This is a genomic window from Parashewanella curva, assembly GCF_003675895.1.
Classification (GTDB): Bacteria; Pseudomonadota; Gammaproteobacteria; order Enterobacterales; family Shewanellaceae; genus Parashewanella; species Parashewanella curva.
On sequence record NZ_ML014753.1, the window covers coordinates 178152 to 200220 of the forward strand.

Consider the following 22069-nt stretch of genomic DNA (forward strand, 5'->3'; position numbering starts at 1 on the left):
CTTCGTAAAATAAAAAAAGCACATAATAGCTCCAAGCATTTAACCAATTATAAAAATCATTACTGAGGGATAACCCATGATGAAAAAACTACCAAGTTTTAAGACATCAGCAATTCTTTTGGCTGTACTAGGTGGCGTTTCTTCTATGTCTGCAATGGCGGCCAGTGATACAGGCTTTATCGATGGTAGCAGCACAAACCTAAATTTCCGTTATCGCTATGAAAATGTTGATCAGCAAGCTATTAAAGAACAAGCCGATGCATCAACGCTTCGCAGCCGAATTGCTTTTAAAAGTGGTACGTTCAGCAACTTAAGAGTGTTGGCTGAACTTGACAATGTTACTCGTATTGGCGCAGAGAGATACAACAGTGGCAATAAGTACGATAATAACCCCGATTACCCAGTCGTCGCCGACCCTACAGGGACAAGCCTAAATCAATTTAATGTGATGTATCAAGGGGATGCAGGTTCAGTGACTGTGGGGCGCCAGCGTATAAACCTTGGAAATCAACGCTTTGTTGGTGGTGTAGCATGGCGTCAAAACGAGCAAACCTTTGATGGTATTCGTGGTCAATATACTTTCAACGACCAACTATCGTTTGATTACAGCTATATATACTATGTAAGCCGTATCTTTGGTCCTGACGGCCCTAAACGCGGTATGGATGGAAACTTTAACTTCATCAACGCTACCTACAAAGTAAACAAAGCTCATAAAGTCACTGGTTTTGCTTACCTACTTAAAGATGATAACTGGACTGATGCAAATAATACCTACGGCTTTGATTACATGGGTAAGTTCAACTGGCTAAACGTTCACGCCAGTTATGCAACTCAGACAAATGGCGATTATGACGCCAATTATTTTGCAGTAGATGGTACAGCGAGTGTTTCTGCCTTTAAATTTACATTAGGTATCGAGCAACTTGGTTCTGACGACGGACAGTATGGATTTAGCACTCCACTAGCTACTGCTCACAAATTTAATGGTTTTGCTGACAAGTTCTTAGGTACTCCAAAAGATGGCTTAAAAGACTTCTACGGCAAAGTAGCCACAAAAGTAGGCCCAGTAAATCTGGCTGCTTTCTACCACAAATTTGAATCAGTCGAAAACAGCCGTGACTATGGAACAGAATACGACTTGGTAGCCAGCGCGAAAGTTCATAAGACCACAACTTTGCTTATGAAGTACGCTAGTTACGACGCTGATAGCAGCAACACTGATCCTAAAACTAATAAAGATACTGACAAGCTATGGCTAATGGCTAATGTAAACTTTAGCCTGTAATGGCTTAGGTGCTTTAAATAAAAACGGGCATTTTAGTTGCCCGTTTTTTATGATTAATGATTACTGAACTTGAGTTGGGTTACTAGAATGCCCACTCTTGCACAAACGCTTCGCCATAAAGTGATTCGTAAGTTACTTTAAAGCGTATATTATCCATCAACTCCCACATCTGTTCAGCACTTAAAGGGCAATCAACTGTTTTAATCACCATTTGTCTGTCTTCTACTTTGTAGAATCGATTGATATCTCCTGAACCTCTGCGGCAATCTTTATTGAAATTTTTAGATTTTATCTGCTTCCAAATATCTGCGGTATGGTTAAGTTTTTTCTCTCCCCACAAGATATCAACATGAGTCACATTTGCAGGCCCTAGTCCTTGGTTATTAATGTACATACTTAATGCCATCCTACCTTTGGGCAGCGGATCTGTATTCACTTCTAGGGCTAAATGAGGATAAATCGACAATTCATTGTGCCTCTTTAATAAGTGACCTTGCCAAAGAGAAGTGACAATGGCACAAACAGCCATCAAAACCGTACCTAACGCCGTCCACTTTTCCCAATGAATTACTCTTTCATTATTTTTATTTTTCATTTTGACTTCCATATCGACAAAAAAGCTAAGTCATAATGACTTAGCTTTCGATGGTATTTATTTGATTTAAACTGAAAATGGATAATTGATTGCTTCGTGGTACTCATAGCCCGTCACTTCAAAATCATCCAAAGTGACCCAAGTTTCTAAATCTTCAAAACTCTTAATTTTAGGGTTAGTGTGAAGCTGAGGCGATTCGAAAGGCTCACGTTTGACTTGTACATCTCTCATTAGCTGTAACTGGTCTTCATAAATGTGAGCGTTAACTATCTTGTGGTATGCCTTACCCGCTTTCAGCCCTGTAATTTGTGCCATGATTTTAAGTAATGCAAAAACTTGAACGGCGTTGAAATTTCCACCTAAAGGAACGTCTTGGCTGCGTTGGTAGCTATTTAGATAAAGGGTACCATCCAAAATAGAAAACTGATGCTGGAACATACATGGACGTAAGCAGCCTAAATGGAATGAACCGGGATGATAAAAAGTGATGATCTCACCTCGATTATCAATGCCTTTTGATAAGTCATCTACCACTTGCTTAATTAAGTCAACACTACCACCATCTGGCTTAGGGAAATTACGAGCCACGGCTCCATAAACAAACCCCATATCATCTTCACCTTTTCGATGAGGATTCGCTAGCCAATCTGCATTATCGTTAGCGTTGGCATTCCATGTATTACAACCAATTTTACGAAAATCAGCGGCATTATCGTAACCGCGCAAATATCCCAACAGCTCAGCAATGGCCGCTTTCCAATAGCTTTTGCGAGTGGTCACCAGTGGTAGTTCATTGCGATCAACATGATAAGTTAAGTCAGCATTGATCACTGTAAGGCAGCGTTTACCGGTACGCTCGTTTTCAACCCAAACACCTTCGTCGATAATACGCTGGCAAAGATCTAAATATTGCTTCATGACTGCTGTCCTTGCTTTCTAAAGATAAGATATAGCCCCAATAAAATCATAGGTAGGGAAAGAATTTGCCCCATAGTAAACTCACCTAAATATAACCCAAGCTGAGCATCGGGCTGACGTACGAATTCAACTAAGCTGCGGAAGATACCGTAACAAAGTAAAAACATCCCAGAAACAGCACCAACTTTATCGGTGCGTTTACTAAACCAATACAAAATTAAGAATAACGCCACGCCTTCTAAGGCAAATTGATAAAGCTGAGATGGATGACGTGCCAAAGGCCCAGCTCCCGGAAACACCATACCCCATGGCACATCGGTTACTCGTCCCCAAAGTTCACCATTAATAAAATTACCGATACGTCCTGCACCTAAACCGATTGGCACCACTGGCGCGACCATATCGCCCACAGCTAGGAAGTTACGTTTTTGGCTAAAACAGATATATACAAAGGCTAAAATTACCCCTATCAGTCCACCATGGAAAGACATGCCACCTTCGGTGATACGGAACAAATACATAGGATCAGATAAGAAATAGTCGAACTGATAAAACAGAACATAGCCTATGCGCCCACCTAAAATCACACCTAAGAAGGAATAGAATAACAAGTCAGAAACTTGATCTCGTGTCCAAACCCCATTGGAGTTATCAGCTTTACGGTTTAATAATACCATCGCAGCCACAAAACCGACTAAATACATAAATCCGTACCAGCGGATCGCAGGCTCAAAGGTATGCCCAAAAATTTCGTATGTGCCTAAGTGCAGCATGATGGGATCAATATGGGGAAATTCTAATGCCATTATATTTTCGTAACCATTTAAAATTATGAATAAAATTAACCGCTGAATGAACTAATTACAAGTTCAATACCAACAAAAAATAAAAACACGGCAAACACCTTTTTCAGAGTTGGCGTAGGCCATGTCATGGCCGCTTTTACGCCCAGAGGTGCCACTAAGGTTGAAGTTAACGCAATACCAATTAACGCAGGGGTGTAAATATAACCCATTGTGCCCGATGGTAAATCAGGTACATTCCATCCGGCGATGATGTAACCAATACTTCCCGCTAACGCTACACAAAAACCTGCCATGCTAGATAAACCAACCGCTCGCTGCATTTTCTGACCAAAATAACAAAGCAAGGGTACAATGATGACTCCGCCACCAATGCCTAATAAGCCACACAGAATAGCTATCACTACCATTAGAACAAATAAAACAGGTACACTTGGTAAACTGCGAACATTCGCTTCTGCTTTGATTGGTTTAGCCATATTGATAGCCATCAAAATAACAAAAACCGCGAAAAACTGTTTCATGGCTTCTGCGGGGATATAAGAAGCTACACTTCCAGACAACATGGCACCTATAAATATCCCCGGCACCAATACCTTAGCGACATTCCAGTCAAGGTTTTGTCTTCGATGATGAGCAGCAACGGACGAGAATGTCGTAAGAACCATGTTCGCCAGAGACGTGGCGATGGCAATCAATGGAACATAATCGGCATTTACGCCCAACTTAGGCAATAAATAGAATAGAGCAGGAACAACAATCAGTCCTCCGCCAATGCCTAATAATCCTGCCATAAAGCCAACTACAGAGCCTAAAGCCATAAATATAACAATGGCTAACCATAAAGAATCCAATTAAACCTCACCGACCAAAATGTAACGCCGCAATAATAACAGGCTATCTCTCAAAGCAATAATATTTAGATTCATAAACTGAAAGTTCGCTTAATAGCATCGTTATATTTTTTGACAATAAAGGTCAAATGAGTACAGATGTATCAATGGCTAAACTACTTTTGAGTTATCTATGGCTTCATCATCAGTGTCTAATGATTCTACTCCACACGGGAGAACATCATCTGCCGAAAAAAGCTCTAAACAGAGTACTAAAAAATTTCGTACCGAAAAAAAAGCAACTGAAGTAACGGCTAAACCTCCAAGTGAAAATCAAATGCGTTTTCATAGCACTCTTACTTCCAAGCCCAAAGAAAAGAGTAATTTTGACCACAATTATTCAAAATGGGATAAGTTGGAGGTATCGTCAGATGAAAGCTCTGACGTTGAATCAAGCGATGAAGAGCATGAAACTACACAAATAGGTGCATTAAATCTCGATAAAAGGAAAGTGTATACATATACAACAAACACAAGAAGGATATTTGCTTTCGCACCACTGAATTCTAATACCCCAGAACAAGATGCCAAGGAAGGAGCTCAATTTTTTGCTCAAGAGTTTCTTGATGAAAAGCTGAAGCCTGAAAAAAATAGTAAGCAATAACCCAAAACTTAATGCAAGCTGAACTAACAGTTTCATTTTATTGATAAAAAAATACAAAAAAAATATGCTCAAGATTAATCAGTACAACATACACAAATTGAGCAATTATGGCCGCAACAGCACCTCTAGTAGCAGCACTCCAACTACCTCAGACGAATACAGGAGGCATTGGTGAGACAAATGTAGAACCTGCAAGAAAACTAGGTCAACATGAGGCTTCCCCTTCCTCATCCCCAAAAGCAGCTCAATTCCATAGTCAGCCTACAGTTGGTAAAAAAATAACAGCCCAAAAAGCAGAAGATTTAGCGAAAGAAGCGTCAACAAATCTATTGAGTAAAGATTATTCAAAATGGGACAGCATATCGCCTGAATCCGACTCTGAACCAGAATCGGATTCAGATATTGAGCCTGAAGTAAATGCCAAGCCAATTCCTACCGAATGGCAAGACGGTGATAAACAGGAAAAATCAGCTGAGAAAAATACACATAGATATTGCGTAATCGCTATATATAACGAGCCAAGCGACGAAGCAAGTAGAAATAGCTTAAGGCAAGTTGTACGCCTTATCACCGAACTCAAGAACACTTAATACTTTTTTGGCTGAAGTAGTTGTGCACTAAGTCTCGAACTTCTTCACCGCTATCAAGAAGTAAGCAACTTCTTAGGAGGGGTTTAAGCTCAGATAAACTAACTCTTCTTAGTACATAGTTTATTTTAGGAATATTACCGTGATTCATACTGAGCTTATTGCAGCCCATGGCTAATAATAATACCGCTCCCATGGGTTCACTCGCTAGCTCACCACACACGCTAACCTCGAGCTCATGCTGACGACAGTCAAGCATAATTCGTTGCAGTGCACGTAAAACTCCAGGGTGGTAACTGTCGTACAATTCACTAACATTGGGATTGTTACGATCTACAGCCAGCAAGTATTGAGTTAAATCATTACTGCCTACAGAAACAAAATCCACCCTTTGCGCGACTTGATCTAGTTGATAAACCAAACTGGGCACTTCTATCATCACCCCCACTTTTGGTTTAGGGATGACCTTACCCAACTCTGACTCTATTTCGGTGTGCGCTCGCTCTATGTATTGCAAGGCAATATCAATTTCACTGAGGTGGCTCACCATTGGCAGCAATATTTGCAGTTGCTGCTTACCATGATCCGCTTGCATCATGGCTCGCAATTGGATAAGTAACAAATCAGGGTGATCTAGAGATAAACGTATGCCTCGCCAACCAAGAAAAGGGTTCACCTCTGAAATAGGAAAGTAGGGTAAAGCTTTATCACCACCAATATCCAAGGTTCTCATCACAACAGGACGATTTGGCATCGATTGCAAGACTTCTGAGTAAAGCTTAATTTGTTCAATCTCACTAGGAAAGTGTGACTGAAGCATGAATGCAATTTCTGTTCGATATAAACCAATGCCATCTGCTTCATTGACCACTTCGCTTTTTATCCCACCTAGTAAGCCTGCATTGACATACAACTTGATCCGGCGACCATCTAGAGTCACAGTGGGCTCACTCATTTCTTTACGATAGCGTCTCTCTTGGGCTTGCTCTGCTCTCACCAATGCCTGATATTCTTTAACTACAGCGCGAGAGGGAGAAACAAGCAAGGTGCCTCTATGTGCATTTAGGATCAGCTTTTTATCTGTTAAATCCGCTAATAATAATTTATTAACACCGACGACAGCGGGGATCCCCAAGGCACGTGCCATTATACTGGCATGAGAGTTAACACCACCAAATTCAGTGATGATCCCAGCAAGTTTTTGCCTTGGGAACTCAGCCAAAATTGTTGCATCGGCATCACGAGTAACAAGAATGACAGGCTTATCAAACTCCATTTTCAATCGATTAGGTTCAATTAGATGCCTTAGCACTTTTTGACCCAATTCTCGAACGTCATTCGCTCGCTCTTTTAAATATGGGTCGTTCATTTCAGAAAATTGTTTAATAAACCTGAGTGAAACTCGACTTACAGCTGTCTCTGCTTTCCATCCGAGCTTAACCTCTTTTTCGTATTCTCCACCAAGACTACTGTTATCAAGTAATAACTGCAGCGCAGAGAAAATGGATACTACATCCTCTTGTTGTTCTTGTTCAAAACGCTGAGCAAGTTCATCCAGCATCGTTCGAGTCTTGGTTATGGCTAGATGCAAGCGATGATATTCAAGATCTGCATCTTCACTAACGACATCTTGCTGTTCAATCGAAATTTGCCCACCTATAACTACTGCTGGCGCAATCGCAATACCGGGAGATGCAGCTAATCCTTGAAGAATGACTTGCGTACGAGGCTTATTCACTTTCTCTTTTTGCTGTAAGCCCCCAATCGCTAACGATACCTGAGCTGCTAAGGTGACTAAAAAAGCTTCTTCACTTTCAGTAAATTGTCGGGATTCATGCTGTTGGAGGGTTATGACCCCAAGTACTTGTTTACGATGAATAATAGGTACTGAAAGAAGAGCACAGTATTCTTCTTCCATCACTTCAGGATAAGCTTTAAAACTAGGATGACTATGTGCATCAGCTAAATTAAGTGGCTCTTCACGTTGAACAGTTAGGCCGATTAACCCTTCTGAAACGGGCACTTTAACTTTACCAACCGCTGACTGTTGTAAACCATCAGTAGCAGATAAAACCAATTTTTGATTTTCCAGAATAAAAATCGAACAGCACTCTGTGAGCATGGCCTCTTTGGTTCCAGTCACTAAGATATTTAAGGCTTGTTCGTAATTTGCAGCCGCAGCCATTGATTGACTTATTTTTTTAAGCGTAGTTAACAATGGCGGCCTCCTTTAATTATTAAGCTTTGATCTGCAAATTAGCACTAACGCTTTTTAAAGCGCTTTCTTCCTCCACTAAAATCCCTTTGCTGCATTGCTAATACTATTGGCGAAAATTCTTTCATTACCTTACGGTACACGTCTCGCTTAAAGGAAACGACTTGCCTAACCGGATACCAATAACTGACCCAACGCCAGTGATCAAACTCAGGGTGACCAGAAGCATTAAGGTTAATTGCTTTCTCTGGGCTTTTTAATTGCAATAAAAACCACTTCTGTTTTTGTCCGATACAAACAGGTTTACTATCTTGTCGAATCAAGCGCTTTGGTAAACGATATCGTAACCAAGATCGACTTGAGGATAAGATTGTTACATGCTCAGGTTTAAGCCCTACTTCTTCATACAATTCTCTATACATTGCTTGCTCAGGGGTTTCACCATCATCGACACCACCTTGTGGAAATTGCCATGAGTGTTGCCCAAACCTTCTAGCCCACATAACCTGACCGAATTTATTACAGATAATGATGCCTACATTTTCACGAAAGCCGTCACTATCAATCACATGGACTCCAAATGTTTTGCAAATTTATAAACTGATTGTTTCATAAAGTAAGGATTCCAGCAAATTTCGCTACTGTTATTAATATTGGATAACCGCCCCAAAAATTTTTAGTTATCAACATAATTTTTTAAAAATAATTTTTTTATCCACAAAAGTTGTGGATATCCCTGTTCGCAACTATTGAAAACTGTGATTAATTCTTCATATCTTTATATGGAGCTGAGCATGACAAAAATAAGGAACAACAGGCAAAACATTTAAAATCAACAGGTTAAAATAAAGCAAACGTATACCCAATATATAGCCCCCTCAACCGAACAAAAAATAACCACCAAAGGTTATTCACAAATAAATGCTCATAACCCAAATATTTTATACACATAAAAACCATAATCTCACTTTTTCAAGGTTAAATTATCACCAACTTTTCATTGACCAATCTAATTTTATGATCTAAGGCCATGAGTTATCCCACTAATCTGTGGATAACACTGTGCAAAATCCTAGGGTAATATTGGTGTAAATGGTATAACTTTGCTCATCACTATCAAGGGAAGCCTCAAACCCTTTTAAACACTCATTCTCAGAAGTATTTTTTAAAACTAATATTTACCATTGCCAGCCTGCTCAATTTTTAACCAAGGACAGTTGTTTCTGCAATTGTTACACTATGGGTATTCGTCATAGCTTACTGCCTTTATCAATGAAATCCACACCTCAATCACTGAATGAACTTCTACAACGAGCCGAAGCCATGGCTGGACTCAATCTAGGAGAGCTAGCACGACTCAATCAAATCCCTGTACCGCAAGACTTAAAAAGAGATAAAGGTTGGGTAGGACAGCTCATTGAAATTGAGCTGGGTGCTGATGCTGGCTCTAAAGCCCAACAAGATTTCCTTCACCTTGGAGTGGAGCTGAAAACCATCCCAATTAATCGCTACGGAAAACCTCTTGAAACAACTTTTGTAACAACAACCCCATTAATTAATGTAAAAAGTCTAAATTTTTACGACAGCCTAGTCTTTCACAAGTTACAACAAGTGTTATGGGTTCCAGTCGAAGGAGAGCGAGATATCCCTATTGCAGACCGAAGGGTAGGAACACCATTTTTATGGCAACCCGACCCCATGGAATTAAGTCTATTACGGCAAGACTGGGAAGAAATCATGGAAATGATTGCGATGGGAAAAGTTGAAAACATTACAGCAAGACATGGTGAAGTACTTCAACTCAGACCTAAGGCTGCAAATAGTAAAGCTTTAACAGAGAGCATAACTGAAAATGGCACAATAAAGCTGACTAACCCAAGAGGCTTTTATCTTAAAACCCAATTTACGTCACAAGTTCTTGCTAAAGTATTCGCTGGCTAGACAAATTCTTTTGATATCGTGACCAACATCACTCATTAAACTGGATCTGTTTCCCTTTTGTTGAATAGACTGCGCAGCCTATTCAACTGAGCGAAAATACCCCTGTGAGATTAGAGCAACAAATAAAGAAGCTGTCCTTTGCTGTTATTTCTTGGGTAATAGCTATGTCGGTGTTTATTTTTTTCCGGTACTCCCATAATTCGGGCTATCCAATCTGGGCAAATAGCATAATGGATCTCCAAATTCTCGCTCTATGTATAGGACTAATTTTTGGTTGCCTGCACTGGCTATCAAACCTCATTGTTGATTACAGCTTTATCTACCGTCTTCCTTATATTGTCTCTTTATTCGTTAAAGGCATTATTTTGTTAGCTGCTGCAATCACTATTGGACGTTTCTTTCAATATCTCGAACTTTGGGGGATCAGTAATCACAACCTTACTTTCTGGGAAATGGACGCCGCCAATATCCTATACAGTGATTCATTCAAACTACTTTTGGTGTATTTGGTTTTTGTGCGGATAAGTTTGGCATTTATAGAACAAATGGGATTGTTAGTTGGGCCTAGGGAATTACTTAACATCGCTATAGGTAAGTACCACCGCCCGCTATATGAACAACGATTATTCATGTTTTTAGATATGTCGAATTCCACCACTAACGCCGAAAAACTTGGAGATTATCGCTTCAGCTGTTTGATTCAAGATTGCTTCAAACTTCTCAATGAACCAGTAAGCAATAACGGAGCAGAAATCTATCGTTATATGGGAGATGGAGTGTTTCTTCACTGGAAAGTCGAACGTGGAATTGAAGAAGAACGCTGCTTGCACTTATATTTTGAATACAATCAAATTTTGAAATGGCATGGTAGCCACTTCAACAAAAAATACGGATTTGTACCTGAATTTAAAGCAGCCGTTCATTGTGGGCAAGTTGTCACAGCTGTTGTTGGAGTACAAAAACGTGAGATCAGCTTTTTTAGCGATGTGTTAAACTCCCTATCAAGGTTGCAAGACAAGTGTGGAGCACTCAACCAAAAATTACTCATTTCGTCGGCCGTAGCGTTGAGACTCAACAAGCAACAAAAAGACTTTAACATTGAAGATCTTGGGCAGCATAAACTCAGAGGCAAGCAGCACTCTATGCAAATCTTTGGTGTTACAAAAATACACCAGTAGTTATTGTAATAACGATGATATCTCGTCACCAATTCCCCTAAATGTTGTCAAACGACTAGAAGTTTGGCGCCACACAATTCCAATATCACGATAAGGCTCTTCCCCTGGAGGGTCTAGTACTTCAAGCTCCGTGCCTTTTAAGATACCAGAGTCAATCGCCATTTGAGGCAAAAACGTTGCCCCCAATTTACAGCTCACCATCTGAACTAAAGTATGAAGGCTAGTCGCCGAAAAAGGGTGAACTTTACGAGTGTCCTGTAACTGACAAGCACTAATCGCATGACCTGTAATGCAATGTTCTTGTTGAAGTAAAAAAATACTATTTTCAGGCAAACTATGGTAATCAACAGGCTCTTTTAAACCACTAACAAACTGCTTATGAACGATCATTTTAAAGGGATCGATACCCACTTTCTTACTATGGAAACCATGAGTTTCTACAGGCAAAGCTAAAATCAGTAAATCTAACTTGCCTTCACCAAGCGCTAATAATAACTGCTCAGTTGTATCTTCTTTAATTTGTAAGTTTAATTCAGGATATTTTTGCTGACATTGACTAAGTAAACGACCAAGCAAAAATGGGGCAATGGTAGGAATACAGCCCAGTCTCACATCACCAGTCATAGGCTTACCCTGCTGCTGAACCAAATCCACTAAGTCAGTAACATCGGTAAGAACTTGTTGAGCCCGAGCTACAACCTCTTCCCCTGTGGCTGTAAACATAAAAGATTTATTATCTCGTTCTATTAATTGCTGCCCCAATAACTCTTCTAAATTTTGAATTCCCGTTGATAATGTAGATTGACTAACAAAACAAGCCTTCGCAGCGCGGTTGAAATTTTGCTCACGATGTAAGTGGATGAGGTAATGCAAGTTTTTCAAACTTGGTAAATTTTTCATAAAGATGATCTCGATTTGTTATTTACTTGCGTAAATATTGATACTCACCCCACTGAAATACTGGTTTCGCTTTTCAGAGTAGGACATACTGGGTATGATGTACTAATTTGTTCAAGGAAAGCAATCAGTAGGGATTGTTTTTCACTTATTGTAGAAATAGCTAAAGAGGTAGCAGAATGGCAGAAGCGAAATTAGACCCCATTTTGGATCTAAATACATTAGAGCAATATTGTAATGCCATTGGAGCTTCCACTTTATTAAAAAGTGTTGTGTTGTTCGAGCAATTACTGCCTGAGTATCTAGATAACCTAATTAAAGCTAATGAATCGAAAGATAAAGACACTTTATGCTCTGAGGCTCATAAATTCAAAGGAGCTGCTGGTTCTGTCGGCCTAAAACGTATCCAACAAACAGCACAAAAGCTTCAACATGGTGAAGAGCCTGATTGGGAAACAGATAAAGAAGTTTGGTTAAACTTGATCCTAGACCATTCAGCGAATGATCTTAAAAAACTCAAAGATTATTTAGAGTCAAAAGCATAATTACAAAAGAGCGGCGACTCATTTCATACCCCATTTCGCCGCATTTACCCCCGAAGGCATAAAAGATATGAAAATTGGTGTAATCGGCGCAATGGAGCCGGAAGTTATTCACTTAATCGATTCTTTACAAAACTCTAAAAAGCGAACCATCGCAAGCATTGAATTCGTCGCTGGTGAATATGGCGAACATCAGCTTATTATTACTCGTTCAGGTATTGGCAAAGTTACCGCGAGTATTGCAACAACCTTGTTAATACAAGAATTCAATCCTGACTATGTGATTAATACTGGTTCTGCTGGCGGTTTTGCTGATGAACTAACGATTGGCGACATCGTTATTTCAAATGAAGTTCGTCATCATGATGTCGATGTTACTGCTTTTGGATACGAGATAGGGCAAGTACCTCAACAGCCTGCAGCTTACTTGCCCCACCCTATTTTGGTTGATGCAGCAAAAAAAGCCATAGATAAAATCGGTCAAGTGAAAACCATTGAAGGCTTAATCTGCTCTGGTGACAGTTTTATCAATGACCCTCAGCGCGCCAAGATCATGCTATCTAACTTCCCGACAATGGCAGCCTGTGAAATGGAAGCTGCAGCCGTAGCTCAAGTTTGTTATCAGTATCAAAAACCATTTGTTGTGATCCGTTCTTTATCTGACAATGCTAATGATGATTCAGCTGTGGATTTTGATTCCTACATTGTCAAAGCTGGCCATCACTCTGCGCTTATGGTACTGGCACTGACTAAGTTTTTATAAACAAAAATTGGAATTATGCAGGACGCGCTAGTTAATCTCATTGAACAAAATTTAGCTTATTATCAACAAGCGGCAATTTTATTTGTCGCTTTGATAATAGCGCATTTCATTCAGCTTCCGCGTCTGCAACAACCTTTATTTCTTTTTGGCAAACTGGCAAAGCAATTTGCAACTCATGTTAACCATCCACAACGAGCTTTGAGCCAAAGAAAAATTGCAGGCTGCCTTTCTGTAATCTTGCTCATACTTCCTTTTGCATTGTTAATTTATTTTTTCATCTCCTTAGCTCACTACCCATGGTTCTTTGAATTTCTGATTATTTACCTTTGCTTGCAAGACACTCGGATAGTCAGTGATAGCACTAAAATTGCCCAACTATGCCACCAGCAGAAAAAAGATTTAGCACGCCAAAAATTAGCGCATTGGACAGAAAGAGATACAAGGTCCCTTAGTTTAATTGGCATCAACAAAGCCTGTATTGAAACGAGCATCAGTTCAGCTCAATACAACTTTATCAGTGTTATTTTTGCATTCATAATTGGAGGAGTACCATTAGTCCTCACCTATAAAATGCTACATCAACTTGATGAAGCTTGGCCTATCAATAATCCAAAGTTTCAAGGTTTTAATTATTTTCTCTATCACATTTTAAGAGTCTTTAACTTCATCCCTAGTATTATTTTTTCAGGAATGATGGCCGTAACTTGTGGTTGGAAAGGTTTGAAAATATGGTTACAACAAGCGTTAATTCCTCAACACATAGGCCAGCCTCAATTAACGTTTGCCCTTGTCGCTACAAAACTTAACATAGAGCTGGGTGGCCCTCAGCTATTTAATGGTATAAGAGTTAATCAAGCTAAATATTGTTCTGGACCAGCGCCAACACCTCAACATATTATTGATGTAGCAAAATTGCTCAGCAAAATCGAACTTTTTATTATCGCAGCTCTTCTAACCCGTATTGTCTTTTTTCCACTGAGCAAGTTTTAGAGGCCATATACGGCCTCAACTTAAACACAATCCGTAATAAAAATATGTCATACTGACTATGTCGTTGTCCGTTTCTAGTTTATAGGAGAGCAAAGCTTGAGCGCTGAATGGATAAATAGTTTTTTTCTTATTTCTGCAATCTTGATCGCTATCAGCGTATTGCTCAGCCCCCTATCATCTCGTCTTGGTGTTCCTATCTTATTGGTTTTTTTAGCCGTTGGCATCTTAGCTGGCGTGGATGGATTGGGCGGGATTGTATTTAATGACTTCTCTCTCGCATACCTTGTCAGCAACCTTGCTCTAGCCATTATTCTGCTTGATGGCGGATTACGAACACGGGTAAGTAGCTTTAAAATATCTCTTGGCCCAGCCTTATCTCTCTCAACCTTAGGTGTTGCGTTAACCACCATCATAACAGGTTCTATGGCCGCTTGGCTTTTTGATTTAAGCATAATGCAGGGGTTACTATTGGGAGCGATCGTTGGCTCTACTGATGCCGCAGTGGTGTTCTCATTAATGAAAGGATTGAGCATTAATGAAAGGGTAGAGGCAACACTGGAAATTGAATCAGGTAGCAATGACCCTATGGCGGTATTTCTAACCGTTACTCTTATTTCACTTCTATCTATGAGCCAAGCAGAATCCTCAGGCTTTATGATGATTTGGCATTTTATTCAAAACTTTGGAGTAGGAATCGCTTTAGGTATCGGTGGTGGCTGGCTACTTTGGCAACTCATCAACCATATACAATTAGACGAAGGCTTGTATGCCATTTTAGCCTTAAGTGGTGGATTACTAATTTATGCTATCAGCAATAGTCTAGGTGGCAGCGGTATTTTATCCATTTATCTCACTGGTGTGTGGCTTGGAAACCACCCGACCCGCGGACGCCACACTATTTTGGCAGTACTCGATGGCGTGACTTGGATGAGCCAAATTGGTATGTTCTTAATATTAGGGTTACTGCTGACCCCATCATCACTAACCGGCATGATTGTGCCAAGTTTGTTATTGGCTTTTGGAATGATCTTTATTGGCCGCCCTATTTCAGTATGGGTAAGCTTATTGCCTTTCAAACATTTTAGTAAACGCCAACGCTGGTTTATTTCATGGGTAGGGTTAAGAGGAGCAGTTCCCATTATTCTTGCCGTCTATCCAATGATGGCAGGCCTACCTAATGCACAGCTTTACTTTAACGTCGCCTTCTTCGTTGTTCTTGTTTCATTGTTAGCTCAAGGTTCAACACTTACTTATGCCGCAAAATTAGCAAAGGTTATTTTACCTCCGAAACCAGAACCCATTTCTCGTTCAGGCATCGAGATCTACCCAAAAAGTGATTGGGAAGTTTTTGTTTACCAACTGGGCTCCAACAAATGGTGCATTGGTGAACCGTTAAATTCTCTGAGTATGCCTAAAGGCACAAGAGTGGTCGCGTTGTTCAGAAATCAAAAAATGTTACAGCCATCCGCAAGAACTAAGCTAAAAAAAGATGATGTACTGTGTGTTCTAGCAAAAGAAATTAACTTGACGGCATTAAGTGAACTCTTCAGCCAAGCTCCTGAGAGTGATATTGGTATTACACCGACTCGTTTCTTGGGGGATTTCTTTATTGATCCACAAACACCACTTTTACAACTGGCGCCTATGTATGCCATAACGCTTACCGAAGAGTATCAAAATTGGAAAGTACAAGACTTATTTGATAGTAAGGTTGGTGAGTCCCCTGTAATAGGTGATCAGTTTAAATGGCAATCCCTACGCTGGATTGTGGCTGAAATGCAAGATGATAAAATTAGCCGCGTAGGGATACAATTGCCTAAATAAGGTAAGTGACTTTAAAAGCGATAACCAACGTTAAAAGTAAATGATTGAGTCTTAGCGACTTCCATAGGCTGATAGTCAAAATCAATCCCTAAACTTAAACCTGAATCGAACTGATATTTCCATCCTAATCCTACGAATGCATTAGCACCTGATTTGGTATAGCCGTTGTACACTCTTTTCACACCATTTGGTTCATCTTTTTCAACGTCAATAATGGTATATTTCACATTATATTGCTGGATACCTAATTTAGCTTGAAGCAGGTTACGTCTCGATAGTGACCAATTATATACACCTGCTAAACGCATGCTTTTAACTTTATCGAATTCAAATTCTTGCCCAAAGATACGTCCGAATGCCGCGTAAATTGATGGTGGCGAGCCATATCGATAGCCGACTTCAAGAGCCCAATCTTGATTAAATCGATACTGATAAGCAATGTCATGACTCATCAATGAATAGTCTTCATTAAACTTAAGTTTAGAGGTTGTTTGAATAGTCCCTAATGATAAACCTGTAGAGATATGGTGATGTTCTATTTCATCCGCAGCTGCAGAAAAAGAAAAAATGCAGCACAGGGCTGCAAAAGATAATGTGTTTTTCACTTAACTTCCTTTGTTAACAACATTAAAACAAAGTTAAGTTAACAATTTTGATACACAATTAAAAGCGATAACCAAAACCAAGGTTAAAGGTTTTTAAATCCACTTTATCCATTTTGCTGTAATCGTAAAAGAAATTTATTTCACCACCGAAATCAAACTGATACTGCCAACCTATGGCGCCATAAACCCCTTCACCGGTTTTGGTATAAGTTCTGGTTTCTGTATTAGAAACTTTCTGGTCAAACTCAGTGGAATAACGTTGAGCACCCAATTTAAAAACAATTCGATTTCGCTCAGAAAGAGGTTGTGAGTAAACACCCGCTAACCTAAAGCTATCTAGAGCATCTAGCGCAGAAATGTTAAGAACATGATTGAAGATTAACTCTAGGGGCTCTGTATCTACCGATTTATAACCGGCTTCAATGCCCCAGTTGTTATCAAGCTGGTATCGATATGAAAAATCCAAACCGATTTTACCATTATCTGTTTCAATTGTTTTGCTATTGCTTGAGGTATCGCCTAAGTTCAATGCAATCGCCAAAGCATGGTTATCTTCAGCTAATGCATGAAAAGAAGAACAAACCAGTAAAGCCGCTAAACAGTATTTCATAACACTTTCTCCGATAAATAGACTCTCATACCAATTTGCATTCAGTATAGTTAAGAGTTTCAAAACACCAACTGAAAATGCCTGCATTTATTAGAGTAAAAGCGTTTAGAATAAATGGTATCAGGTGTTACTTGTATAAATTCGGGTTATCGTCATCAGGTCGAGTTTTAAAACGACGATGTAACCACATCCATTGAGCAGGATTGCGACTGATCAACTCTTCAATGATTTTATTACCACGAAGCGCATCATCTATTTCATTTTCTCCTGGAAAGTCCTCAAGAGGTGGCATTAATTCTACACTGTATCCAGTATCACCTTCATTTCTCTCAACAAACATTGGTACCACTTTAGCTTTACCCAATTTAGCCAATGTCGTCGCGCCAGTAATCGTAGCAGCTTCTTTAACGCCAAAAAATGGAATGAATACGGCGCTAGAACGGCCAAAATCTTGATCTGCGGTGTACCAAATCAACTCAGCATTTCGCAAAGCTTTAACCATTTTACGCATATCACGCTTTGGAATGAGGCCTTTATTCGAACGTAAACGACCTTTTACTTGAAGGTATTCCATAACAGGGTTGTTATGAGGGCGATAAACCCCAACTCCCGGATTAAACTGACCAATGATCCTTGCGCCCATTTCTAATGGTAAGCAATGCACTGCGAATAAAATGACGCCATGACCCGCGTTAATGTTATCAGTTACATGATGAGCACCTTTCAAGCTCATGTGCTTTTGCACTCGACTATCACTCCACCACCATGCATTGATTGAGTCAAAAATCGCTTTTCCGGTTTCTTCGAAGTTGCTTAGCAGTAGCTTTTCTTGCTCCTCTTTCGGCATGTCAGGAAAACATAATTCAAGATTTCGCTTGGCCGTTTTTGCACGCTTACCTATTAGCTTTAACGCTAATCGACCAATTCCTGCTCCCAATTTCATTTGTAAAGAAAGCGGTAACAATAAGGTTAAACGAACTAGGCCAACACCAAACCAGACCAACCAAAACTTAGGGTGTAATAATCGAAAAGAAAAATCAGCCTTATCTACCACGAGTGACTCACTACAAAATAAAAATTAGTAACATTTTAACTCATCTACGGTAAAATCTAACCTTATTATTTCTTGTAAAAGATTAAATACCATGAAGGTTTCTCTTCCCGCGCTGGAAAATGCAAAAGTGCTCGTCGTTGGCGATGTGATGTTAGACCGCTACTGGACAGGCCCAACAGGGCGAATTTCTCCAGAAGCACCTGTGCCTGTAGTAAAAATTGATCAAAGTGAAGACAGACCGGGTGGAGCGGCCAACGTTGCCCTCAATATCGCCAGCCTAGGGGGACAAGTTCAACTAGCAGGAATCATTGGAGAAGATGAAACAGGTCGCTCATTAACAAAATCATTAGAGGCACAAGGTGTAACGCCTAAATGGCATTCCGTTTCTCAACTACCAACCATCACCAAGTTAAGAGTTCTTTCTCGTCATCAGCAATTGATCCGTTTAGATTTTGAAGAACCTTTTACAGAAGATGATAGCGAAGCATTACTGACTAGTTCAGAAAAGCATCTGGATAGTGCTTCTGTAGCGATTTTATCCGATTACGCTAAAGGAGCCATCTACAATCCAACAGCGTTTATTGCTAAAGCAAAATCAAAGAATGTTAAAGTGTTAGTCGACCCCAAAGGCAGTGATTTTTCTCGCTATCAAGGCGCAAGCTTGATCACTCCTAACCTATCAGAATTTGAAGCAGTTGTTGGTAAAGTTGCAAATGAACATGACTTGCAACAAAAAGCGGAACAACTTCTAAATGACTTTGATATCGAAGCTATTTTGATCACTCGTTCAGAAAAAGGCATGACTCTTGTCAGTCGTTCCGAGCCAGTATTACATATCCCAACTGTAGCCCGTGAAGTTTATGATGTGACAGGGGCTGGCGATACTGTAATTTCAACATTAGCCGCTTGTTTGGCGGCTGGCAGTGATTTAGCTCAGGCCTGTTTGATAGCCAATACCGCAGCAGGCATTGTGGTCGGTAAGCTTGGGACATCAACAGTTTCACGTATCGAGCTTATTGAAGCATTAAAGACTCATCACGGAGAGTCAGGCTTAGGTGTTGTATCTGAACATCAGCTATTAGATACCCTGCAACAAGCTAAGGCTAAAGGTGAGAAGATCGTAATGACCAATGGTTGCTTTGATATTTTGCACGCAGGTCATGTCAGCTACCTTTCTCAAGCTCGAAATTTAGGTGACAGACTCATCGTTGCAGTAAATTCAGATGATTCGGTTAAACGCCTAAAAGGTGAAGAGCGTCCTATCAATACATTAGATAGACGAATGGCAGTATTGGCTGGGCTGAATGCGGTTGATTGGGTTGTACCTTTTAGCGAAGATACGCCACAGCGTTTAATTGCAAACTTACTTCCGGATTTACTGGTTAAAGGTGGTGATTATCAAGTTGAAGACATTGCTGGCGGTAAAGAAGTGATAGCCGCAGGTGGTAAAGTGAAAGTTCTTTGTTTTGAAGATGGTATTTCTACTACCGCCATTATTGAAAATATTATGGCTAATCAATAATGCTGTCTGGGTTGCTGTTAACGGCCAGTTTTTGGGTAAATATTGAAGATAAACAAGCGTTAATCTGTAATATCAATCGCCTAAGTGAGTGCATACAGCAACTCCCCACCTCAGTTCAACAGACCGTATCTTCACAAAACATTGCACATAATATGGCATTTCGCGATGCCATGGTCATTTCCTTTAAGGATAAAACGTTATCCGGAGTCATTTTTTTAAACCCTAAAGCCACTGCCAGTGAAGTATACAGCTTTATTGAAGGAAGCAAGGTTCAGCTAAAGCTGAAACAACCATTGCAACTTAGCCTATGGCATGAACAAGGGCATTTACAAAATAATCAAATCATCGCACCTTTGCTAAAAAGACCACTGACAAAAAGCGAACACGAGAGCTTTGCTGATCTATACACAGTGTGGGAAAGTGTCAACAAAACCAAAAGCTTAGAACTCGCGTGGCAACAATATCATCGCCGCAACTTAAATGTGATAAATCAGGAATCTGATTACTCTCACTGGAGCGTGCCTCTGTTGTATTATGTACTCGAACACTATAACGCTGAAGACATCTTAGCGTTTCCTTCTTATACAGAGTTTGCCAGTGATCTTTTAATCCATTACTCCCCTTTAAGCCAAGATGAACGTCGTGAGTTTCGTTCCCTCATAAAACATTTGTTTCATTCCCATAGCACGTTTAATCAGCGTCGGTATTTGTCGTGGCGGCGTGAAAAATTCAGTGCCTATTTAGCTCCCACCTTGGATGCATTGCTCGATAAAAAGCAAGCTCGCACATTGCTTAAAAGCCTTGCACTACCTTTAGCCAATAATCTGAATCACCCCTGAACAATTGGTTGAATTAAAAGCAAAACCCGCTCCCCTTTGATAAGCTCAGAATCAACTTAATATCAGTCATTGTTAATCAGTAAGAGAAGAGAGATTACTGAGTCCTTGTCAAAACGCTTTTATCAAACAGGTTTCGATAAAAACGTGAAAGCTCGAGGAAACAAATCTGTTGATTGTTGAATTAGGAAACTGATCTATGGCAAAACGATCTAAGTCTCAGACAGAATTAACCATAAACCAAATTAAAGATGAGGCATTTAAACAAATCATAGAAATCGGATTTGATAATATGTCGTACACGACCCTTTCACAAGCAACAGGGATCAGTCGAACGGGGATCAGTCATCACTTCCCTAAAAAAACCGATTTCTTGGTTAAACTAGATGACAGAATTGCTGAGCTCTTTGTTGGAGCACTCGATTTCACATCTATTAATAGCCTCGAAGCATCTTGGTTCAAATCATTTGATGAGCCAGAGTCAAAAGCCGTACTTTCACTCTTCTTTCGCCTATGTGGCAATGAGTATTCATCAATTAGTCAATTTCAAGCAATAGAAAACAGTCTTGAAGAAGCCAAAAAAAAGCTAGGTGAAGAAGGTGAGAAACTCCTGAAATTTTTAATTGGATCAGCAGCTGTAAGTTTGCTTAGTTATTGAATAGCTTTACGTGCGACAAAAATAGCTACACACCCAATGGTATAGAGTTCTACATCATCAAAGTAATGCTTTAATCCCGCTTTCAGGCTAGAGACATCATCCCCGATATTACTGAAAGCGCCTTTTTCATTATAAAAATTCATCAATTTGCTTGCTACGGATGTTTTAGGTAATCCCTCTCCGATTATAGTGCTACCAAATAGCACTCCATCAGGCGTAATATGTTCGGCTAAAAAGCCAAAAGCCTGGCATTTTTCAGCCATGCTCCCGGGCAAGCAATGAAGCAAATAATTAATGCTGATGGAATCAAACTTATCTCCTTTTAACGAAATTGGCTCCAATACGTTACCTTGATTAATTTCTGGTGAAAAACGGCGAACCCTTTGTGCTGTAGCAGCTAAACTGTTTGGGTTTAGATCTAATAATGCCACTCTACGTGGTTTGTTTTTCAAGCACTTATCCAAAAAATACCCAGTACCTACCCCGACGTCGAGATGATTGTCACTGACGTGTTCAGAAAATAAAGCTCGAAGATGTTTGGTGGGACAACGCCAAATAAAACGATTTGAAATGCCAAGCACCCAAATGTCATAGATCATTAAAATTTTTTTAGAGTAAATAGCCTGACCGGCATCAATGGTTTCTGGTGATATTTTAGAACTCATAACACTACTCAAACTGCAGTAATGCTGATAAGCATAGCATTAAGAATATGAATATTTGCTTGATAATAAATTAAGAATACT

At 39.9% G+C, this 22069-nt stretch carries 23 protein-coding genes; 12 read left to right on the forward strand and 11 right to left on the reverse strand.

Translation table 11 applies throughout. The features are described 5' to 3' along the window. Positions 1-76 precede the first annotated feature (76 nt). Complete coding sequence (locus D5018_RS00855) at positions 77-1288, forward strand: alginate export family protein (RefSeq protein ID WP_121837098.1); 1212 nt, start codon at positions 77-79, stop codon at positions 1286-1288. An 82-nt stretch (positions 1289-1370) separates the two neighbouring features. Here the strand turns inward: D5018_RS00855 and D5018_RS00860 are convergent, their stop codons facing one another. The 4 genes from D5018_RS00860 to D5018_RS00875 all read right to left on the reverse strand — a co-directional run bounded on the left by D5018_RS00860 (position 1371) and on the right by D5018_RS00875 (position 4458). Then, positions 1371-1883 (reverse strand): hypothetical protein, encoded by a 513-nt coding sequence (locus tag D5018_RS00860; protein WP_121837099.1) that lies wholly within the window; start codon positions 1881-1883, stop codon positions 1371-1373. Positions 1884-1949: 66 nt separating this feature from the next. Further along, positions 1950-2801, reverse strand: a complete 852-nt coding sequence (locus tag D5018_RS00865; RefSeq protein ID WP_121837100.1) for a thymidylate synthase — start codon at positions 2799-2801, stop codon at positions 1950-1952. Continuing rightward, positions 2798-3607: a prolipoprotein diacylglyceryl transferase gene (gene lgt, locus D5018_RS00870; RefSeq protein WP_121837101.1), complete on the reverse strand. Its 810-nt coding sequence runs from the start codon at positions 3605-3607 to the stop codon at positions 2798-2800. The genes D5018_RS00865 and lgt overlap by 4 nt, the downstream gene beginning before the upstream one ends. 35 nt (positions 3608-3642) lie before the next feature. Beyond that, on the reverse strand, positions 3643-4458 hold the full coding sequence (locus tag D5018_RS00875) for a sulfite exporter TauE/SafE family protein (RefSeq protein ID WP_416351521.1): 816 nt from the start codon (positions 4456-4458) through the stop codon (positions 3643-3645). 172 nt (positions 4459-4630) lie between these two features. On the opposite strand from D5018_RS00875, the gene D5018_RS00880 reads away from it, so the two are divergent. After that, positions 4631-5101, forward strand: a complete 471-nt coding sequence (locus D5018_RS00880; protein WP_121837103.1) for a hypothetical protein — start codon at positions 4631-4633, stop codon at positions 5099-5101. Positions 5102-5208: 107 nt separating this feature from the next. Continuing rightward, on the forward strand, positions 5209-5691 hold the full coding sequence (locus D5018_RS00885; protein WP_121837104.1) for a hypothetical protein: 483 nt from the start codon (positions 5209-5211) through the stop codon (positions 5689-5691). On the opposite strand, the gene ptsP is transcribed toward D5018_RS00885, so the two are convergent. Further along, entirely contained in the window at positions 5678-7906 is a 2229-nt protein-coding gene (gene ptsP / locus D5018_RS00890; protein WP_121837105.1) for a phosphoenolpyruvate--protein phosphotransferase, read from the reverse strand. The two genes, D5018_RS00885 and ptsP, sit on opposite strands and share 14 nt — an antisense overlap. A gap of 44 nt (positions 7907-7950) precedes the next feature. Further along, positions 7951-8472, reverse strand: coding sequence for an RNA pyrophosphohydrolase (gene rppH / locus D5018_RS00895; RefSeq protein ID WP_121837106.1), 522 nt, complete (start codon positions 8470-8472; stop codon positions 7951-7953). Between the two features lie 703 nt (positions 8473-9175). Between rppH and mutH the strand changes: the two genes are divergently transcribed. Then, complete coding sequence (gene mutH, locus D5018_RS00900) at positions 9176-9844, forward strand: DNA mismatch repair endonuclease MutH (protein ID WP_121837163.1); 669 nt, start codon at positions 9176-9178, stop codon at positions 9842-9844. A 164-nt stretch (positions 9845-10008) separates the two neighbouring features. Further along, positions 10009-11022, forward strand: coding sequence for an adenylate/guanylate cyclase domain-containing protein (locus D5018_RS00905; protein WP_207819172.1), 1014 nt, complete (start codon positions 10009-10011; stop codon positions 11020-11022). Here the strand turns inward: D5018_RS00905 and D5018_RS00910 are convergent, their stop codons facing one another. After that, positions 11023-11922, reverse strand: a complete 900-nt coding sequence (locus D5018_RS00910; protein ID WP_121837108.1) for a hydrogen peroxide-inducible genes activator — start codon at positions 11920-11922, stop codon at positions 11023-11025. It abuts the gene before it with no gap. A 176-nt stretch (positions 11923-12098) separates the two neighbouring features. Here D5018_RS00910 and D5018_RS00915 point away from each other — a divergent pair, with 176 nt between their 5' ends. The 4 genes from D5018_RS00915 (at position 12099) to D5018_RS00930 (ending at position 16038) form a co-directional block, all read left to right on the forward strand. Continuing rightward, a complete protein-coding gene (locus D5018_RS00915; RefSeq protein ID WP_121837109.1) occupies positions 12099-12464 on the forward strand; it encodes an Hpt domain-containing protein in 366 nt (121 codons plus the stop codon). A 67-nt stretch (positions 12465-12531) separates the two neighbouring features. Next, positions 12532-13224 carry a 5'-methylthioadenosine/adenosylhomocysteine nucleosidase gene (locus D5018_RS00920; protein WP_121837110.1) on the forward strand — a complete coding sequence of 231 codons (693 nt, stop codon included), beginning with the start codon at positions 12532-12534 and terminating at the stop codon, positions 13222-13224. A gap of 15 nt (positions 13225-13239) precedes the next feature. Then, positions 13240-14214, forward strand: coding sequence for a cobalamin biosynthesis protein CobD/CbiB (locus D5018_RS00925; RefSeq protein ID WP_121837111.1), 975 nt, complete (start codon positions 13240-13242; stop codon positions 14212-14214). Positions 14215-14310: 96 nt separating this feature from the next. After that, positions 14311-16038, forward strand: a complete 1728-nt coding sequence (locus D5018_RS00930; RefSeq protein ID WP_121837112.1) for a potassium/proton antiporter — start codon at positions 14311-14313, stop codon at positions 16036-16038. Positions 16039-16049: 11 nt separating this feature from the next. Here the strand turns inward: D5018_RS00930 and D5018_RS00935 are convergent, their stop codons facing one another. The 3 genes from D5018_RS00935 to lpxL form a co-directional block, all read right to left on the reverse strand. Next, positions 16050-16643 (reverse strand): outer membrane beta-barrel protein, encoded by a 594-nt coding sequence (locus D5018_RS00935; protein ID WP_121837113.1) that lies wholly within the window; start codon positions 16641-16643, stop codon positions 16050-16052. 58 nt (positions 16644-16701) lie between these two features. Beyond that, positions 16702-17253 (reverse strand): porin family protein, encoded by a 552-nt coding sequence (locus D5018_RS00940; RefSeq protein ID WP_165904972.1) that lies wholly within the window; start codon positions 17251-17253, stop codon positions 16702-16704. Positions 17254-17380: 127 nt separating this feature from the next. Then, positions 17381-18307 carry an LpxL/LpxP family Kdo(2)-lipid IV(A) lauroyl/palmitoleoyl acyltransferase gene (lpxL, locus tag D5018_RS00945; protein ID WP_121837115.1) on the reverse strand — a complete coding sequence of 309 codons (927 nt, stop codon included), beginning with the start codon at positions 18305-18307 and terminating at the stop codon, positions 17381-17383. Positions 18308-18398: 91 nt separating this feature from the next. Here lpxL and hldE point away from each other — a divergent pair, with 91 nt between their 5' ends. The 3 genes from hldE (at position 18399) to D5018_RS00960 (ending at position 21323) form a co-directional block, all read left to right on the forward strand. Then, positions 18399-19829: a bifunctional D-glycero-beta-D-manno-heptose-7-phosphate kinase/D-glycero-beta-D-manno-heptose 1-phosphate adenylyltransferase HldE gene (gene hldE / locus D5018_RS00950; protein ID WP_121837116.1), complete on the forward strand. Its 1431-nt coding sequence runs from the start codon at positions 18399-18401 to the stop codon at positions 19827-19829. Next, positions 19829-20668 (forward strand): hypothetical protein, encoded by an 840-nt coding sequence (locus D5018_RS00955; protein WP_121837117.1) that lies wholly within the window; start codon positions 19829-19831, stop codon positions 20666-20668. Before hldE ends, D5018_RS00955 begins: the two co-directional genes overlap by 1 nt. A 196-nt stretch (positions 20669-20864) precedes the next feature. Beyond that, positions 20865-21323 carry a TetR family transcriptional regulator gene (locus D5018_RS00960; RefSeq protein WP_121837118.1) on the forward strand — a complete coding sequence of 153 codons (459 nt, stop codon included), beginning with the start codon at positions 20865-20867 and terminating at the stop codon, positions 21321-21323. Here the strand turns inward: D5018_RS00960 and D5018_RS00965 are convergent. Continuing rightward, positions 21317-21988, reverse strand: coding sequence for a class I SAM-dependent methyltransferase (locus D5018_RS00965; protein ID WP_207819174.1), 672 nt, complete (start codon positions 21986-21988; stop codon positions 21317-21319). The two genes, D5018_RS00960 and D5018_RS00965, sit on opposite strands and share 7 nt — an antisense overlap. Positions 21989-22069: the final 81 nt, after the last annotated feature.

Excerpts from the sequence above, each read along its gene's own strand:
- D5018_RS00910 (WP_121837108.1), bottom strand. The coding sequence starts at position 11,922 with ATGAAAAATTTACCAAGTTTGAAAAACTTGCATTACCTCATCCACTTA.
- D5018_RS00855 (WP_121837098.1), top strand. The coding sequence starts at position 77 with ATGATGAAAAAACTACCAAGTTTTAAGACATCAGCAATTCTTTTGGCT.
- D5018_RS00925 (WP_121837111.1), top strand. The coding sequence starts at position 13,240 with ATGCAGGACGCGCTAGTTAATCTCATTGAACAAAATTTAGCTTATTAT.
- mutH (WP_121837163.1), top strand. The coding sequence starts at position 9,176 with ATGAAATCCACACCTCAATCACTGAATGAACTTCTACAACGAGCCGAA.
- D5018_RS00915 (WP_121837109.1), top strand. The coding sequence starts at position 12,099 with ATGGCAGAAGCGAAATTAGACCCCATTTTGGATCTAAATACATTAGAG.
- D5018_RS00940 (WP_165904972.1), bottom strand. The coding sequence starts at position 17,253 with ATGAAATACTGTTTAGCGGCTTTACTGGTTTGTTCTTCTTTTCATGCA.
- D5018_RS00885 (WP_121837104.1), top strand. The coding sequence starts at position 5,209 with ATGGCCGCAACAGCACCTCTAGTAGCAGCACTCCAACTACCTCAGACG.
- D5018_RS00960 (WP_121837118.1), top strand. The coding sequence starts at position 20,865 with ATGGCAAAACGATCTAAGTCTCAGACAGAATTAACCATAAACCAAATT.
- D5018_RS00905 (WP_207819172.1), top strand. The coding sequence starts at position 10,009 with ATGTCGGTGTTTATTTTTTTCCGGTACTCCCATAATTCGGGCTATCCA.
- D5018_RS00860 (WP_121837099.1), bottom strand. The coding sequence starts at position 1,883 with ATGAAAAATAAAAATAATGAAAGAGTAATTCATTGGGAAAAGTGGACG.
- lgt (WP_121837101.1), bottom strand. The coding sequence starts at position 3,607 with ATGGCATTAGAATTTCCCCATATTGATCCCATCATGCTGCACTTAGGC.
- D5018_RS00955 (WP_121837117.1), top strand. The coding sequence starts at position 19,829 with ATGCTGTCTGGGTTGCTGTTAACGGCCAGTTTTTGGGTAAATATTGAA.
- hldE (WP_121837116.1), top strand. The coding sequence starts at position 18,399 with ATGAAGGTTTCTCTTCCCGCGCTGGAAAATGCAAAAGTGCTCGTCGTT.
- D5018_RS00880 (WP_121837103.1), top strand. The coding sequence starts at position 4,631 with ATGGCTTCATCATCAGTGTCTAATGATTCTACTCCACACGGGAGAACA.
- D5018_RS00965 (WP_207819174.1), bottom strand. The coding sequence starts at position 21,988 with ATGAGTTCTAAAATATCACCAGAAACCATTGATGCCGGTCAGGCTATT.
- D5018_RS00920 (WP_121837110.1), top strand. The coding sequence starts at position 12,532 with ATGAAAATTGGTGTAATCGGCGCAATGGAGCCGGAAGTTATTCACTTA.
- D5018_RS00865 (WP_121837100.1), bottom strand. The coding sequence starts at position 2,801 with ATGAAGCAATATTTAGATCTTTGCCAGCGTATTATCGACGAAGGTGTT.